This is a genomic window from Acinetobacter sp. CFCC 10889, from assembly GCF_003268395.1.
Lineage (GTDB): Bacteria > Pseudomonadota > Gammaproteobacteria > Pseudomonadales > Moraxellaceae > Acinetobacter.
In genome coordinates this window covers 1-13,332 of the sequence record NZ_LQXQ01000030.1, presented here as the reverse complement: position 1 = coordinate 13,332, position 13,332 = coordinate 1, and the positions used below count along the sequence as shown (strand labels likewise).

The 13,332-nt window shown below is 39.6% G+C and carries 22 protein-coding genes; 1 reads left to right on the top strand and 21 read right to left on the bottom strand.

The window, feature by feature from the left end; genetic code table 11:
- Positions 1 to 77: 77 nt before the first annotated feature.
- Complete coding sequence (locus tag AVJ19_RS12445; protein WP_111860016.1) at positions 78 to 332, top strand: helix-turn-helix domain-containing protein; 255 nt, start codon at positions 78 to 80, stop codon at positions 330 to 332.
- Positions 333 to 345: 13 nt separating this feature from the next.
- Here AVJ19_RS12445 and AVJ19_RS12440 read toward each other — a convergent pair whose 3' ends face one another.
- From AVJ19_RS12440 to AVJ19_RS12355, 21 genes are all read right to left on the bottom strand, one after another.
- Positions 346 to 573: a hypothetical protein gene (locus AVJ19_RS12440; RefSeq protein ID WP_111860015.1), complete on the bottom strand. Its 228-nt coding sequence runs from the start codon at positions 571 to 573 to the stop codon at positions 346 to 348.
- A gap of 75 nt (positions 574 to 648) precedes the next feature.
- A complete protein-coding gene (locus AVJ19_RS12435) occupies positions 649 to 1,173 on the bottom strand; it encodes a hypothetical protein (protein WP_111860014.1) in 525 nt (174 codons plus the stop codon).
- Positions 1,173 to 1,454: a hypothetical protein gene (locus AVJ19_RS12430; RefSeq protein WP_111860013.1), complete on the bottom strand. Its 282-nt coding sequence runs from the start codon at positions 1,452 to 1,454 to the stop codon at positions 1,173 to 1,175. Before AVJ19_RS12430 ends, AVJ19_RS12435 begins: the two co-directional genes overlap by 1 nt.
- Before the next feature lie 59 nt (positions 1,455 to 1,513).
- A complete protein-coding gene (locus tag AVJ19_RS12425) occupies positions 1,514 to 2,092 on the bottom strand; it encodes a hypothetical protein (RefSeq protein ID WP_111860012.1) in 579 nt (192 codons plus the stop codon).
- Positions 2,093 to 2,114: 22 nt separating this feature from the next.
- Positions 2,115 to 2,246 (bottom strand): hypothetical protein, encoded by a 132-nt coding sequence (locus AVJ19_RS22680; RefSeq protein WP_265736088.1) that lies wholly within the window; start codon positions 2,244 to 2,246, stop codon positions 2,115 to 2,117.
- 105 nt (positions 2,247 to 2,351) lie between these two features.
- Positions 2,352 to 2,510, bottom strand: a complete 159-nt coding sequence (locus AVJ19_RS22245) for a hypothetical protein (protein WP_171334208.1) — start codon at positions 2,508 to 2,510, stop codon at positions 2,352 to 2,354.
- Positions 2,511 to 2,734: 224 nt separating this feature from the next.
- Positions 2,735 to 3,475: a hypothetical protein gene (locus AVJ19_RS12415; protein WP_111860010.1), complete on the bottom strand. Its 741-nt coding sequence runs from the start codon at positions 3,473 to 3,475 to the stop codon at positions 2,735 to 2,737.
- Positions 3,465 to 3,635, bottom strand: coding sequence for a hypothetical protein (locus AVJ19_RS22240; protein ID WP_171334207.1), 171 nt, complete (start codon positions 3,633 to 3,635; stop codon positions 3,465 to 3,467). Before AVJ19_RS22240 ends, AVJ19_RS12415 begins: the two co-directional genes overlap by 11 nt.
- 7 nt (positions 3,636 to 3,642) lie before the next feature.
- On the bottom strand, positions 3,643 to 4,080 hold the full coding sequence (locus tag AVJ19_RS12410; protein WP_228203360.1) for a hypothetical protein: 438 nt from the start codon (positions 4,078 to 4,080) through the stop codon (positions 3,643 to 3,645).
- Positions 4,070 to 4,567 (bottom strand): phage virion morphogenesis protein, encoded by a 498-nt coding sequence (locus AVJ19_RS12405; protein WP_111860008.1) that lies wholly within the window; start codon positions 4,565 to 4,567, stop codon positions 4,070 to 4,072. Before AVJ19_RS12405 ends, AVJ19_RS12410 begins: the two co-directional genes overlap by 11 nt.
- A 6-nt stretch (positions 4,568 to 4,573) precedes the next feature.
- The gene (locus tag AVJ19_RS12400) at positions 4,574 to 5,020 is read right to left on the bottom strand and encodes a gp436 family protein (protein ID WP_111860007.1); all 447 of its coding nucleotides are present in this window, start codon (positions 5,018 to 5,020) and stop codon (positions 4,574 to 4,576) included.
- A 7-nt stretch (positions 5,021 to 5,027) separates the two neighbouring features.
- The gene (locus AVJ19_RS12395; protein ID WP_111860006.1) at positions 5,028 to 5,312 is read right to left on the bottom strand and encodes a hypothetical protein; all 285 of its coding nucleotides are present in this window, start codon (positions 5,310 to 5,312) and stop codon (positions 5,028 to 5,030) included.
- Between the two features lie 9 nt (positions 5,313 to 5,321).
- The gene (locus AVJ19_RS12390) at positions 5,322 to 6,398 is read right to left on the bottom strand and encodes a major capsid protein (RefSeq protein WP_111860005.1); all 1,077 of its coding nucleotides are present in this window, start codon (positions 6,396 to 6,398) and stop codon (positions 5,322 to 5,324) included.
- Positions 6,399 to 6,410: 12 nt separating this feature from the next.
- Complete coding sequence (locus AVJ19_RS12385) at positions 6,411 to 6,788, bottom strand: hypothetical protein (protein WP_111860004.1); 378 nt, start codon at positions 6,786 to 6,788, stop codon at positions 6,411 to 6,413.
- A 3-nt stretch (positions 6,789 to 6,791) separates the two neighbouring features.
- Entirely contained in the window at positions 6,792 to 7,748 is a 957-nt protein-coding gene (locus tag AVJ19_RS12380; protein ID WP_111860003.1) for a hypothetical protein, read from the bottom strand.
- A gap of 3 nt (positions 7,749 to 7,751) precedes the next feature.
- The gene (locus AVJ19_RS22035) at positions 7,752 to 7,928 is read right to left on the bottom strand and encodes a hypothetical protein (RefSeq protein WP_162626599.1); all 177 of its coding nucleotides are present in this window, start codon (positions 7,926 to 7,928) and stop codon (positions 7,752 to 7,754) included.
- Positions 7,925 to 8,176, bottom strand: a complete 252-nt coding sequence (locus AVJ19_RS12375; protein WP_162626598.1) for a hypothetical protein — start codon at positions 8,174 to 8,176, stop codon at positions 7,925 to 7,927. The genes AVJ19_RS22035 and AVJ19_RS12375 overlap by 4 nt, the downstream gene beginning before the upstream one ends.
- 76 nt (positions 8,177 to 8,252) lie before the next feature.
- Complete coding sequence (locus tag AVJ19_RS12370; RefSeq protein ID WP_111860001.1) at positions 8,253 to 9,530, bottom strand: phage minor head protein; 1,278 nt, start codon at positions 9,528 to 9,530, stop codon at positions 8,253 to 8,255.
- A 2-nt stretch (positions 9,531 to 9,532) separates the two neighbouring features.
- On the bottom strand, positions 9,533 to 10,990 hold the full coding sequence (locus AVJ19_RS12365; RefSeq protein ID WP_111860000.1) for a phage portal protein family protein: 1,458 nt from the start codon (positions 10,988 to 10,990) through the stop codon (positions 9,533 to 9,535).
- A 15-nt stretch (positions 10,991 to 11,005) separates the two neighbouring features.
- Entirely contained in the window at positions 11,006 to 12,682 is a 1,677-nt protein-coding gene (locus AVJ19_RS12360; protein WP_111859999.1) for a terminase, read from the bottom strand.
- Complete coding sequence (locus AVJ19_RS12355; RefSeq protein WP_111859998.1) at positions 12,679 to 13,185, bottom strand: DUF2280 domain-containing protein; 507 nt, start codon at positions 13,183 to 13,185, stop codon at positions 12,679 to 12,681. Before AVJ19_RS12355 ends, AVJ19_RS12360 begins: the two co-directional genes overlap by 4 nt.
- Positions 13,186 to 13,332: the final 147 nt, after the last annotated feature.

Here is a 13,332-nt window from a genome sequence, read left to right as displayed (position 1 = left end):
CTTAAAATTATTAATAAATAAAAATATTGCAACTTTTTTATGATATAGTTTTTCTTATTAACTCAGAGGTATTTAAAATGGTTGTGAATAATAAAATTACTAACTTGCGAGAACAGGCTGGTATGACCATCTATGAGCTATCAAAAAGATGCGGCTTTATTAGTAATGGAAAGGTTGTAAGTGGCGCACTACTTAATGCTGAAAAAGGTAAAAATATCACCATTGAAACAGCATTTTTGATCTACACCGAACTCAAAAATGCAGGCGTATGCGAAAATTTTGAAGATGTTTTTTGGCTTGATGATTCCTCTGAGTTAAAAAAAGCACCCTAGGGTGCTTTTATTGCTAATCACCACACTGAGAACACACCCAGCGATTAACAGCAGCTGAGGCTGGTTTTGCAATTGCATGCCACATCAAAATCAACACCCAAACAATTAACCACAACCCACCTGTAAAAATAGTTAAAACTAAATGCATTAACCAACTTATTTCTTTTGTATTCTTTTGATGGAGTGTTTTTCTTCCACAAGAATTACACATCATCATTTGTTGAGCTACTTTTTTAGCCACCTTTATCACCCTTTATAAAAAATTAACAGTAATCAATTAATGTATTAGCATTCCCTTGGTAATTAGAACTGATTCTTATAAATGTGTCTGAAATACCTTCATTTTTTGCATAAACTGCAAAAAACCATCGATAGCATAATCATAAGAATTTAGTAACTCTTGTTTTAACTTTATCTCACAATCGGTGGTTGGTTGGCGTGCTTCTAGGTCACGCTTAATCTGCTGCATATCTTTTACAGGTTGAGATAATGCAACCCTAGATGTTGAGCCAGCTACCCTAAATGCATCACTCCATCTGCTAGCTAGATTTGCATAAAATTTCCTACCCTCAGTATTCATCTTTTGAGACTCGATTACTTTTTTAGCCTCAAGGTAATCCATCATGTATTTGCTCTGCAACGCTTTAATTTTTAAATCCGTTTCAGCTTTTTGCGCTTCCTTTTGCTCATTCTTACGTATTGCTGCTTTTTCAGCTTCCAATTTTTGCTGATGTGTAATCTCTGCTTGTTTTAATCGCTCAACATCTTCTTTGTTACTCTTATTCAAAAAGTAACCCACAACCAATACAACAATTACAAGAGCGCCAACAAAATACCTCATCACCGCACCCATTCGATTTTATAAACACTACCATTTACAATGGTGACAATATAATTTTCATTATCGACTTTATAACTCAAATCAGTAGCAGCACGTGGGCGATCCTGACGATCTCGTAACACATAATGATGTACATTACTTGGATGACCAAGCTTACTTTGCACTTGTGCTTGCGAGTTCCCAATCTCAACAAAATCATTTGATGTACGAATAGAACGAACTTCGGTAGCAGTAGCCAATGTCGAAACACACAATAGGCACGCTAAAAACAACTTTTTCATAAATACCCCCTTATTTTTAAACAAGAGTATCTAAAAGTTAAATTTTGAGCAATGCCATTTTAGTCTTTGCTCACTTCTTTTGTATAACCGCTAAAGCCTTTTTTATCGGCATGATAAGCAACTCGCATCGCAGAGCTTTGACTTAGAATACTGTTGCGCTCATGACGTTGAGCAGCCTTTAAATATTCTAAAAATGCACCAAAGCTGTAGTTTAAAATATCCTTATGCTGATGCCCTTTACTAATGAGAAACTGAAACGAATCAAACCATGTTGTTTTATCTTTTTTGTCTTGCGGCTTTTTAGCATTCTCTTGCTCAAAGTATGCTTTATTCACAACCAAAAGCATTTCAAAGATTTCAATAAGCTTGTCTGGGTAATCTTCTTTTAATTTAATGACCAAATCTTTTGATAGTGTTGTTAATTCACTAACCAACATAATCACGGCGATTTGATTTGTATTGATAAGTGGGTGCAAGTCTTCAGTACACCAGTCTTTTTTCAGAGCTAAACGAATCTGATTTGCAAAGATCTCAATCTTATCTAATTCACAAACGAGAAATTGACGAACCACCACAGCGCTATCTTCATCAATTTCAACACTATATGTTCTATTTTCAGCAAGAAAAAAATCATTCATTAATGTTACTCACTATTTTGAACTACATTCCCATTGTTAATTTAATCAAACCCACAACAGCAACAATTAATCCTGCAAGACTTCCTAGAATAAGAGAAATCGCTTTACCATACGCCATAATTACAGCAACTCGACCAGCATCTTTAGTGTTCATTTTACCCTCTATACTTATATTGGGATTGGGTTTTTCTTTAGGTATAAAAAAACCACCCGAAGGTGGCACTGATTTGAATCACATTTGTAATGTGAGTAAAAATTACTATTTGATTACTTCAACCAATTTAGCAACTGCACTAACAATACTGGAAAGTTGCCACAAAATAATTGATAACAAGAAAACTCCCGTTACTTTCCAAAAACCATATTTTTCCATGATAACCTCTACTTTTTGCAATATTACTGCTATAATTTCAGGCATAGATTTCTTTCCTCTTGCTTTTCTCGGTAAGTTGAAATACAAAACCCTGATAGCGACCAACTATCAGGGTTTTTCTTTGGACTAATAAAACTATAAGTTTGATTCTTTAATTAACGAATCAAATAAAGTCTGGTTAAGCTCTAATCAGGATTAAAGTTAAACTCACACTAAAAAACAGGCACAAAAAAAGACGCTAAATGCGCCATCGTTTGTGCCTGTATTGCTTAAATGCGGAAACGCTCAATATGCCCAAAGATACTTAACTCAGCATCATTGGCTTTACTGATATCAGCTAAACATGCACCTGAAATATCACAACTCCCCCATTCGTCATTGATTAAGCCAAGCTCTGTTTCAGGAGAGAATTCAACTCGCCACAATGTCACGGCGATTTTGTCGCCTGAATATGTGTCGATTCCTTTGAAAAAGAAGCGGTATTCTTCACCAAGATTATTGGCAATCGTGACTCGATCCACAGCACCTGCTGTACCAGACCACTTTACAGCACCCGTTATTGCTTCATTAAATACCACAGTACCAAATGCTTCATCCACTTCATATTTTGTATCTGGAATTGCAACATCAGAGCCATCTTTAAACGTCACATTACTCAAGTTGCGATGACCAAGATCAATCATCAGATCTTTTTCAACACTTCCAAGCGATACATCTACAATTGGACTACTTGCAACTTCAATTGATTTACCACTCACAACCAACGCAATATTTTCTTTATTCAGTTCTTCAAGTGTTCCACTGATTTCAACACCTGTTTGCTTGCGAAGTACTGCATCTTTGGCACGATTACCTGTTTTACTTTCAAAATGATCAACACTTTCAGAAGTAATACTTAATGTTAATTCAGGCGCATTACCAACAGATCGTAAACCTGCAGGTGCACCATTCACCATTTTTGCCAAAAACAACTCACCTTGTAGCGAGATTAAATCAGGTTTATTCGACATTTTTTACCTCTGCTGCCTTTTTAAGTGTTGGCTTAGCTTCCACTTCTTCAATATTGCCTTTTGCCAAATGATGTTTAATTTCGGCTTCAGTGAAGCCGCCGACATAGTCGCCTTTTTTAAAGCGACCGATTGGCTTTAAAGCCTTGTATTGTTTACTCATTGCTTACCTATGTTTTAAATGATGATTCAAAAAGAAATGGGAAATACACCCGTCCTGCTTTGCCTGCAAAGTTCACACCTGCAGAAACACGTACAAATGGTGTTACCCCCACAAGATTAGGTCTAAACCCCTGCATTGCATTTAAAATATTACGAATGTGTGGGTCTGCGAGCTTGCGAATATTGGATGTTTGACCTGATTGGGCTGTTGGATCGTAGATCATTAAGACTACTAGCCATTGCTGATGCACTGTTGTAGCACGCCCATTCGCTGCACTTTCACCAACCCGATCACCTACATAAATTATCGCAACAGCAGTATTTTGTGGGCTTATTGAAAATAGGCTTTCCACAAAAAATGGGGTGAGCACTTCACCAATGTTGGGCACTTCGCCTTCAATTCGTTTTTTTATCTCATCTTCCAATGCGAAATAATCATTTAGCACTATTTAATGCCTCCCTTAAATATTCCTCTATTTCAAATAAAATCTCTTGTGAATCATCTACTGAAATACCAAGGAATGGACGTGCAGGAATCGTGACTGACTTCAATTGAACCCAGCCTCCAAGCGGTGTCTTAAACTTCAAGTAAGTGCCATTCTTTGGCTTAATCGTGCCACCAAAATGCATAAGGGGTGCATAAACAACATTGGTTCCGACAACAATCTTGTTGCCACTAATTCTGACAAGTATTGAGTTATGCAAACGTCCTGTATCACGTAACGTTTGCCCTCCTTGCACTTGAGCACGCCATGACTTTTGCCATGGCTTATCATCTGTGCCAATTCCTGTTTGAATACGTTGTTGTGTGTTATGAACAAGAATATCGCCAATATCACGCCAAAGATCAGATGGATCTTCAACTTGTTTCTCAACACGGCGCATAAACTCAATAAGCTTATCTTGTCCATGCATCTGAATAGCATCAACCATAAGACCTCACTTAATGTTTGGCATCATATCCAAAACAGCATCAGCAAACACGCCACCTCGATACGTTGTGCCAATCGGCATGGTTGCGGGTGATGTATCTGCTTTCACGACTTCTTCTTGACCTGTCGAATCAGTGATCTTGATTGTTAAAATTGCCTTACCATCTGCAACACGCTTTAGAAATGCGATTGCATCCTCATAGCGTTTACGTGCTTCTTCACTTGCTTCATTTTTCCAGAGAAAGTAGCGAGCAATATCACAAATGATAATTTTCAGATTCTTGGGAACTTCAGGTAATGGGATGGGATATTTCACTCCCACATAGCCATCCGCTATATCCGATGCATCCTGAATAGCAGAATTGATTGATTCAACTCCGCCTAAGGTGCTTTCAAGATTGGCAATTTCATATTCACTGAAACGCAGGACCATATCATTACGATCCGCGTACATAGATCACCTATTTTTCAGGTGCTGCTGTCTTTTTAATTTCAGCAGCGAGTTTCTTTTCGGATGCTGCAAGCGACTTTTCAAGTTCTGTCACTTTGGCTTTCAGCTCAGCATTCTCAGTGGTTAAGCTCGCAATCTGAGCTGCTGAACCATCATCCTTTTCAAGCTCTGGCTCTTTCGGCTCTGCGATAGCACCAGATACTAAAAGGGCTTGAATGCGTTCATCACTCAAGCCCTTAATTTCATCACCTGGCATAAAATGCCCGATGGATTGTTGCGCAATATACTTTGGCATTTTTACCCCTTACACAATAAAGCCCGTACCACCGCACACACCATTTTTATTTGATGGCACAGCAAGTGGGGCAGATTCGGTCATTAAGAAAATACCGCTTGGATCTTCGTTATACCATTGGCGGTCAAAGTATTTCTGTACAGCGCCATTTGCTAATGTGTTTTTAATTTTACACTGAGCAATAGAGCCATTTAAGTCCGAGATAGCACCAAAATAATCATCAGGAATAAAACGCTTAACGCCTGATTTCAAGCGATAGGTGCCGTCATAAACCCAAATTTCTTTGTCATCAATATACCCCTTGAAAGAAGCATCCTCTTGAACATTTAGGCTTGGTTTATATGGCACGGCAATACCTGCATAAGGCTTAATGAAACATTCTTTGAACTCTTCATTTGCAAATAACGCAGCCCAAACTTTGCCCGACATCAAATAAGCTTTCGAGCTTCCACCATTTGCATCAAGTAGTAGCTTTTCGATCAACTCCATATCTGAAACTGGTTTTGCACCAGGTTGGTTCCATGGGGTTGCAGGCGTAAATGTCAAAGATGCGTCACGCTCATAATCAACCATGTTGTACTCATAGTCATCTGACTGAAGCAGATACTTACCATTTAACAATAACTCTGTCGCCATCAGTAAAATTGAGTTATCAATCGCATCATGGTTGCGCTTCATTACCGCAATTTGAGCAATGATCATTTTCTCTTGATCAGATAATTTTTGACTACCTGTTGAGATAATACCTGCAGTACGCAAACGCTCCATTAAAGCTTCATCAAATGACGTTGCAGCAGTAACCATATTTTTAGGTTTGTAGTATGCAGGTTTAACAAAATCAACTTTTGCAGCGCGTTTAGTGTCAAATGGTTTACCAGGTTGTTGTGGTGAGACCAATGGGGCAAGATCATGGACTGTATTGAGTTCAGCCAGTGGGACTTCATCACGATCAAATGCAGGGCGATTTGGATAAAACTTTTCTAAAATCCAAGTGCTCATTGGTTTATAGTTTGAGTGAATCAACGCCAACTCACCTACATCGAGTAATTCGAGTGGTGCACCATCAATAATAAATGATTGAGCCATTAATTTAGATCCTTATACTTTTGAGAATTCAATATGGTTTAGGGTTGCTTTGGCGCGTGCTGCATCATATTTAGCAGTGTCTAAATACACACCTGCTAAACAGATCGCTTCAATACTGAACACGCCACCAAAATAAATTGGGATTTCTATCCCGTCTGCTGCCATTTTGGTTGCCTGAGCAGCTGTTACATCTTGACCACACACAACATTCCATGTTTTTTCATCAAGCGCATGATCAACTACATTGGCTTCAGATAGTGTTAATAGATCACCTGCTTTATATGCCTTTGCGGTTGTAACTTTGGCATTCGCACGGCGCAGCTTGGAAACATCTAAATTAAATAAGCGTGTCTCGCGAGTTACTGTGCCTAAGTATGTTGTATTACCCATGGATTAAGCTCCCTTGTTTTGCGCTGCAAATGCTTGAGCACCTGTTGTAAATTGGTGTTTATCTTCACCACCCTGTTGCCCGCCACCTTGTCCACCTGTTGCTTGATGTTGGAACAAGTGCGCCAAATGCGGTGGCACTGCATTGTTTTGCTGTGGTGCAGGTGCAGGCTGCCCACCCGCAAACTGCTTCATTTGTTGCGACATGAATGCAAAAGATGAATCATCCATATTGGTATAGGATGCTTTTTCTTCTGCGCTAAATTGTTTATTCAGTGCAGTTTCAAGTGATTTAATGCCTTCCTCACGCTTATCTGCTTTGAACTTTTGGATATCTTTTTCAAGATTTGTATTTTTACCTTCTAGCTCCGTAATGCGAGCTTTTGCTTGTTCGAGTTCGGTCACGTCTGTGTCCTCTTGATTAAAATTAGTTTTAGGGGTGTGGCTTGCTGCCACAGCGTTGGTATTGTCATCTGCACCCAATGCACAAAATGACACTTCACGAATACGACCACCACGGAACACGGTGATAGGTCCTTGATGCATCTTTCCATTCACTGAGACAGATGCACCTGCTTGAATTTCTTCGACTGCCTTAGGCTCAATTCGCACAGACATCTGCCATGGAAAACCATCATCAGAATCTTGTGCAACCTGAGTCCCGAACTCGTTACTCATCAAGTCACCTGAAACGGTTAAACCTGTTTGATGATCAATAGAATGGGTATTGATCGCACCGGCACGCTGTCGTGGTGAATGTTCGAGCAGTGCAGGAATACGACCTTTTAATTCCATTGAATCCAAATCAAAAATGATTCGATCCCAATACCAATGATCTGTGATGGGTTCACCACTGTAGGCAACACCTGAAAAAGTACGTTTTTTCTTGCCGTCTTCAGCATTATCAATACTCAGTTGCCCGAGCTGAAAACAGTACTGATTGGGCTTTTCATCTTCTGGCATTTTTCATGCTCCAATAAAAAAACCACCTGTTAAGGTGGCTTCAAATTTAATTTCTTCGTCTTTTTGGATACATTTAATAGCATGTCGCATTAACAACATGTGGTATCTAATTTCATCCCACACACTTGGATATATATCACTATCTTGATATCCGCTTTGCATTACATCCCAGTCAGTCATAGCACCTTTCCTAGCAAAATACCTATTACTAAACCAAGCGAGAAAATAAACGATGCTCGCTGATAAAATGAAGGAATATATCGAAACTTTTGATTGTGCTCAGGAATAATAAACAGGCGTGGCGGCACAACAAATTCAGGTTTTGGTTCAATCTGAATTCTTTTTGAATACAGTGGATTGTCTAGTAGATCTTGATCCATAGTTTTTCTAAATTTGACTTTCGCTTCAGCTATCTCAGCCTCGCTCATAGGTTTTACATACACGGCGCAACCACAAGGGTTGTAACCGTTGCCATTGCGTCCATTAAAACCATGGCGACATGAATTACATTTGACTACCACAAACCACCTCACTTAATTCACCATTCGCCACAAACAACCGCTTTGCAACTTCATCAGTGCGTTTCAACACAATATCTGTATCAGTCACACTCACCACTTCAAGATTTAAATCAGGTGCAAGCAGTGAGCCATTCAGACCATTAATTTTAGACAAATCAATTGCATGACCTTTCATATCCAAAATCGTGATATTTCTGCCTGCCTGCTCCGCTGTTTTAAACAGTGTTGGTGTTTGAATGCCAATGACATTACCCTTTTGCAAATTAAATGAATCAAATCCTTTCAGGTTATTGCCTGTAAGTTTATTCTTTAGATTCTTTGCAAAACCAAACATCGACTTAAAAGAATCCATCATCCAATCAACAATAGATTTAGACTTCAAATCAATGTCTTTTTTCTGCACTGAATCACGCAGTAGATCTGTGAGCGTTTCATCTTCAGTTGTAAGCTCAACCACAAAACGAGCTGCAGACGGCGCAATATCTTTGCTTTTACTCGCCACACCTTCCATAAAATCATCCAACACTTTGCGATTGGCTTGATCAAGCGGCTTTAGTGAATCAACAATCGCCTTTTCAACTTCATGCTCAAGTAAAGCTTTACTTTTAATCTCAAGAATTTCAGTTGAATACGGGATGTCGATTAGGTTATCTACTATTTTTCGTTCAAGCACTTCATTTAAATGCTTTCCATAAGTCGCAGGGTTAAAGCTCCAACCTGATTTACGCTCAACATTTGGCAACTTATCATCTGGCGTAATGCCTTGCTTTTGAGCTTGCTTTTCAGTCAAAGCAGAAACACCACAACGACACATGAAATCAATTGGCGGATAGTGTGTCTTCCAGAAATCATCATCAATATGTCTAATGATTCGATCTAGAGCCAAATGTGTTGGACGTGTTCGACTATCATTGATAGCGCTATACATCAAATAAGGTCGAGATTCCTTATTTCCCTGTTGTTGCTCCCATTGACCGTGTGCATACGCCATTTGCATATTGGTACGATAAATATTTGCAAGATGATGTTCGGAAAGCTCAATACCCTCCAATTCAATCTGCTTTTTGAAATCTGCAAAAGTACTACCACTTTCGAGTGATTTATTGACAAGCTCAAGTACAGTCTTGATTTGATCAATTGAAGCTAATCGACTTACGGTCGCTGCATAATGACGAGACTTTAAATCAAGTAGGTAAAAATCATCAGGCAACACAACATTGCGACCACGTGCATAGCGTAGCGCTTCAACATAATCGACCATGTTTATTTCCCTTGCTGTGCGTGCACATACCCCATTACATCTGCCATAAACAAGGCTTTTGACATGATGATTTCAAACTCATCCACAGATGCACCCTTGGTAGCCGAATAAAGCTTGGTTGTTAAATCATTTGTGTCTTTGGAGTCAGCGACAATCTGCTTTAAGTCATCTTCATTCAGCAAAACTTTAGGCTGATCAGTTGCAAGTTGCTCAAGTTCTACCTGTTCAGGCTTTAGATTTTGAGTTTGCGCTTTAAAGCCAAAAGCATTTTTAGGTAATGCGTGGAATTGTGTTTGTGGTATCTGCGCAGGTTCAGCAATGTCACCATCTTGCAAGCCATATTCACGTTGGAAGTATTGTGGTGTGAGGTTTGCGCCTGCATTCTTCAAGTGCACATCACGCTCAGCCTGCTCTTTATTAAGCGGCTTAGACTCCTCACCCAATATTACTTTGTGGTCACCCCAATTATTTAGCTTACAGAGAGCATTAACAATCGCCTGCAATGTTGGCGTGATTAAGCGCATATCAGATTTCAATTTGTCACGTCGAACATTTTCATGCACTTGACCCAATGCACGACTTCCTGTGCCATCAGTCCCACTTGTTAAGGTTTGTCCTAAAACAACTTTTTGAATCTGGCGTAGCAATTGATTATTGAATGATTCAAATGAAGAACCAGCTGTGCCACTACCTGGTGTTGAGAGTATTTGAACATCATCCGCACCATCAATCGATAGGACGCTTTGCGCATGAGCGTTCAATAATGCGTTATTCATGTCGTCAGTCGTTGTGTTTTTGCTTTTGACTTTGCCTAGTAAAATTGGTGTGCCAAACCGCTCTAAAAATTTAGCCCAAAATTTAAAACCATTTTGCTTAAAAAAGAACAACCAATACAAAGTGGCCAACAATGCTTTTCCATACGGCTGCTCATAACTCGCTTTACGGCGTGTAAGGAAAAACTTGAAAGTTTGATCAACCTCTCTCTCATCAACAGTACCTTCTTGCCGATAGATTAAGCGCCCGTCATTTTTTGGCTCAAACCACTGCATTGGTTTTTCACCAATCCACTCAAATCCGATATATCCCTCTTTCTTGATTTCATATACCGCCTCTTGCACAGAATAACCAAGCAAAAGTGCACCAAAGCAACATGATGCAATTTCAAAATACCATTCCAGTAATTCTTTTAAGATATGTGCTGCTTCAGGGGTGTTATTTGGCTCGATTCGAATTGGCTCAGCAAGCAATGCATCTAATCGTGTTTCGATTGTTTGTGCAATCTCTTCATCATCCATGATGACTTTGAGTTTATGCCGCTGAATACCTGCCTTTCTTAAAACCTCATCTGTGTCAGGTTGACGACCAAAATTCACCAAAAACCGTGTAACGGCTTCTTGAGAGTATAAGCTCCCTTGAGACAAAGCCTTTTTTGACGCTTTGTCTTTATTTGACTTTGCCATGTATTTACCTATGAATTAGAAAACTCGACCACCCGCACCTGCAGGTTTAAGACCTTTGCGCCCCTGAACACCACTAAAGCAAATCATTACGCTGTCTGCTCGGTTTGGAGATGAGGCACCATCAGGTTGTTTATTGACTAGAATCTTACCTGCACCATTTTTTGTGTATGTAGGTTGTGACAGTTCAGTTGTTAAGGCTTCTAATTCAGCCTTTGGTAGATCTTCACTGGACAATGAAATAATCGAATCAGAATCAAACTCCATCCCCTTCAGCGCACGATATGTGTTTTGGAATCGTAAACGGAGTGACCACCATGCTTGCGCTTTCAAGTTTGCAAAGAAATCAATATTCTTTCGCGCTTCAACCATTTCTTCATCTGGCTCAAATACAGAACCTGAACCCCTAAATGGATCCACATCAACCTCAGGAATGCCTTTTTCTTGATTTAGCTCATTAATCACACGCGCATCGCCTCGACATCCAGCTCCCAACCCATCAGCATCGTAAAGAAAATGATCTAAATTACGCTCAAGACTAATATCAATGGCTTTTTGCGTAGTTCCAAATATGTCATCCCCAACACCTGACCATGTAACTAAATACTGCAAGACAATACCGTGACGATCAGCAAATGAATTCTTATCTTTACCTTCATCTGCAACATCGAGACCACCTATGCGTTCGCCCGATGGTTGAATTTTAAGTTTAATATGAGCATCAATTGCGGCTTGAACCCAAGCACTTGGAATCAACACGCCTTCTACAGATGCAGCATAATTAATATCGACCTCTTGTGCTAAAACCACATCATCCAAAGTTGCGATTTGCTTTTCATACCATGGATGAATCAATTTTCCATGTAGCTCAACTCGCCAATTCTTATCAGGATTAGCACGCCAAGGCATAGTAAAAATAGAATAGCGACCACTGAAACGGTCTCGGTAGAATCGATCACCAATACCATTGGGTGTAGAACCCTTAATATGCACGTTGGTATTCTGTGATATTGCTGCATCTACTGCTTCTTGATGTTCTACGAATGCCCATTCATCAAGAAAGTACATTGTGGTACGTCCACCACGACCAATGTTATCGCCAGACTCACCTGTGATGGTTGCACCATTGTCCGGGTTGATGATTCGCATATAGTTGTCATGAACTTTTTCGACAAACTTTTTAGGCTTCATCCAATCAGGCATTTTTGAGAACATGTCACGGAACTTATGAAATAGGGTTTTAGGATCTCCCTTTTTATCTACAAGTTCTTCTTTACGACTTCCCACACCGCCTGCAAAGCCTTCGACAAACAACCAGCGATGCAGGAAGAAACCTAAAACAACGTAAGACATCCCCTCATCACGGCTTTTTTCAATTAAGCCATGGGTTTGGGTGTTCTCACGCTCCAATAACCAATCAACCAACTCAACTTGCTTAGGGCGCAGTACAAACGGAATGTTTGCAGGTAGACCAAATGCCATACCACGTGGATCGTATGTCCATATCCAATTATTAAACCAATGTATTGGATCGGTTTTGCATTTATATATTTCTGCCTGAATGCTTGCCTCGTTCTGTTCTATAACTGCTTTGTAGTAATAACGGCGTGTCATCTCCGCAACAACTTCAGGCAAGCGTGTATTAATCGTCCACGCTTTGATAAGCGGGGCGATTTCATCTAATGCGTATGTCATAACTTGCCTGTAATTGCTAAACGTGAAAGCTCAGTTGGTGTGAGATTCGCTATTTCTTCAGGTGTGTATTTTGGTAGAGATTGTTTTTGCTCATTCTCGGTTTTTATTGGTCCACCATCTTTCCCATAGATCTCTATTTTCTTCTCGTAATGACCTTTCATAATCTTCTGAATCTGATCAATGAGTTTTATGGCCAAAATGGTATTGCCTTTCTTTGACACCAAAAGATCACTCAAGATTTGTAATTGAACAATGTCATTTGCACCAATGATGTTGTGCAAAGGCTGGGCTAAATATTCCTTACGAGCCTCATTAAATAGATCTACAAATTCTTGCTGTAATTTAGCTCCAGCCACCTTAGTTGGGTCGTAATACTCAACTTGTTGTGGTGTAACATCGAGGTTGAAATTTTTCTTGATGTCCTTCGCCACTTCTGTGGGGGTCATAAACTGTGCAAGTGACCGTACTATAAAGATTTTTTCAGCTTTTTTAAGCCTTGCCATAATTCACCATCCATCAAGATTCATCAAGAATAGTGGGCAAAAAAATTTGAAACTATCCTACTACACACGTCCCACAACACTTAGAAATATCAACATCAGGAACAAACGGCGCATTCTTGGTGATTTCGACCAAACGCTTGACGCTTT

Bases quoted from the DNA above. Each gene is read 5' to 3' on its own strand.
- AVJ19_RS12445 (WP_111860016.1), top strand. From the start codon at position 78: ATGGTTGTGAATAATAAAATTACTAACTTGCGAGAACAGGCTGGTATG.
- AVJ19_RS12435 (WP_111860014.1), bottom strand. From the start codon at position 1,173: ATGAGGTATTTTGTTGGCGCTCTTGTAATTGTTGTATTGGTTGTGGGT.
- AVJ19_RS12430 (WP_111860013.1), bottom strand. From the start codon at position 1,454: ATGAAAAAGTTGTTTTTAGCGTGCCTATTGTGTGTTTCGACATTGGCT.
- AVJ19_RS12425 (WP_111860012.1), bottom strand. From the start codon at position 2,092: ATGAATGATTTTTTTCTTGCTGAAAATAGAACATATAGTGTTGAAATT.
- AVJ19_RS22680 (WP_265736088.1), bottom strand. From the start codon at position 2,246: ATGAACACTAAAGATGCTGGTCGAGTTGCTGTAATTATGGCGTATGGT.
- AVJ19_RS22245 (WP_171334208.1), bottom strand. From the start codon at position 2,510: ATGCCTGAAATTATAGCAGTAATATTGCAAAAAGTAGAGGTTATCATG.
- AVJ19_RS12415 (WP_111860010.1), bottom strand. From the start codon at position 3,475: ATGTCGAATAAACCTGATTTAATCTCGCTACAAGGTGAGTTGTTTTTG.
- AVJ19_RS22240 (WP_171334207.1), bottom strand. From the start codon at position 3,635: ATGAGTAAACAATACAAGGCTTTAAAGCCAATCGGTCGCTTTAAAAAA.
- AVJ19_RS12405 (WP_111860008.1), bottom strand. From the start codon at position 4,567: ATGGTTGATGCTATTCAGATGCATGGACAAGATAAGCTTATTGAGTTT.
- AVJ19_RS12400 (WP_111860007.1), bottom strand. From the start codon at position 5,020: ATGTACGCGGATCGTAATGATATGGTCCTGCGTTTCAGTGAATATGAA.
- AVJ19_RS12395 (WP_111860006.1), bottom strand. From the start codon at position 5,312: ATGCCAAAGTATATTGCGCAACAATCCATCGGGCATTTTATGCCAGGT.
- AVJ19_RS12390 (WP_111860005.1), bottom strand. From the start codon at position 6,398: ATGGCTCAATCATTTATTATTGATGGTGCACCACTCGAATTACTCGAT.
- AVJ19_RS12385 (WP_111860004.1), bottom strand. From the start codon at position 6,788: ATGGGTAATACAACATACTTAGGCACAGTAACTCGCGAGACACGCTTA.
- AVJ19_RS12380 (WP_111860003.1), bottom strand. From the start codon at position 7,748: ATGCCAGAAGATGAAAAGCCCAATCAGTACTGTTTTCAGCTCGGGCAA.
- AVJ19_RS22035 (WP_162626599.1), bottom strand. From the start codon at position 7,928: ATGACTGACTGGGATGTAATGCAAAGCGGATATCAAGATAGTGATATA.
- AVJ19_RS12375 (WP_162626598.1), bottom strand. From the start codon at position 8,176: ATGAGCGAGGCTGAGATAGCTGAAGCGAAAGTCAAATTTAGAAAAACT.
- AVJ19_RS12370 (WP_111860001.1), bottom strand. From the start codon at position 9,530: ATGGTCGATTATGTTGAAGCGCTACGCTATGCACGTGGTCGCAATGTT.
- AVJ19_RS12365 (WP_111860000.1), bottom strand. From the start codon at position 10,990: ATGGCAAAGTCAAATAAAGACAAAGCGTCAAAAAAGGCTTTGTCTCAA.
- AVJ19_RS12360 (WP_111859999.1), bottom strand. From the start codon at position 12,682: ATGACATACGCATTAGATGAAATCGCCCCGCTTATCAAAGCGTGGACG.
- AVJ19_RS12355 (WP_111859998.1), bottom strand. From the start codon at position 13,185: ATGGCAAGGCTTAAAAAAGCTGAAAAAATCTTTATAGTACGGTCACTT.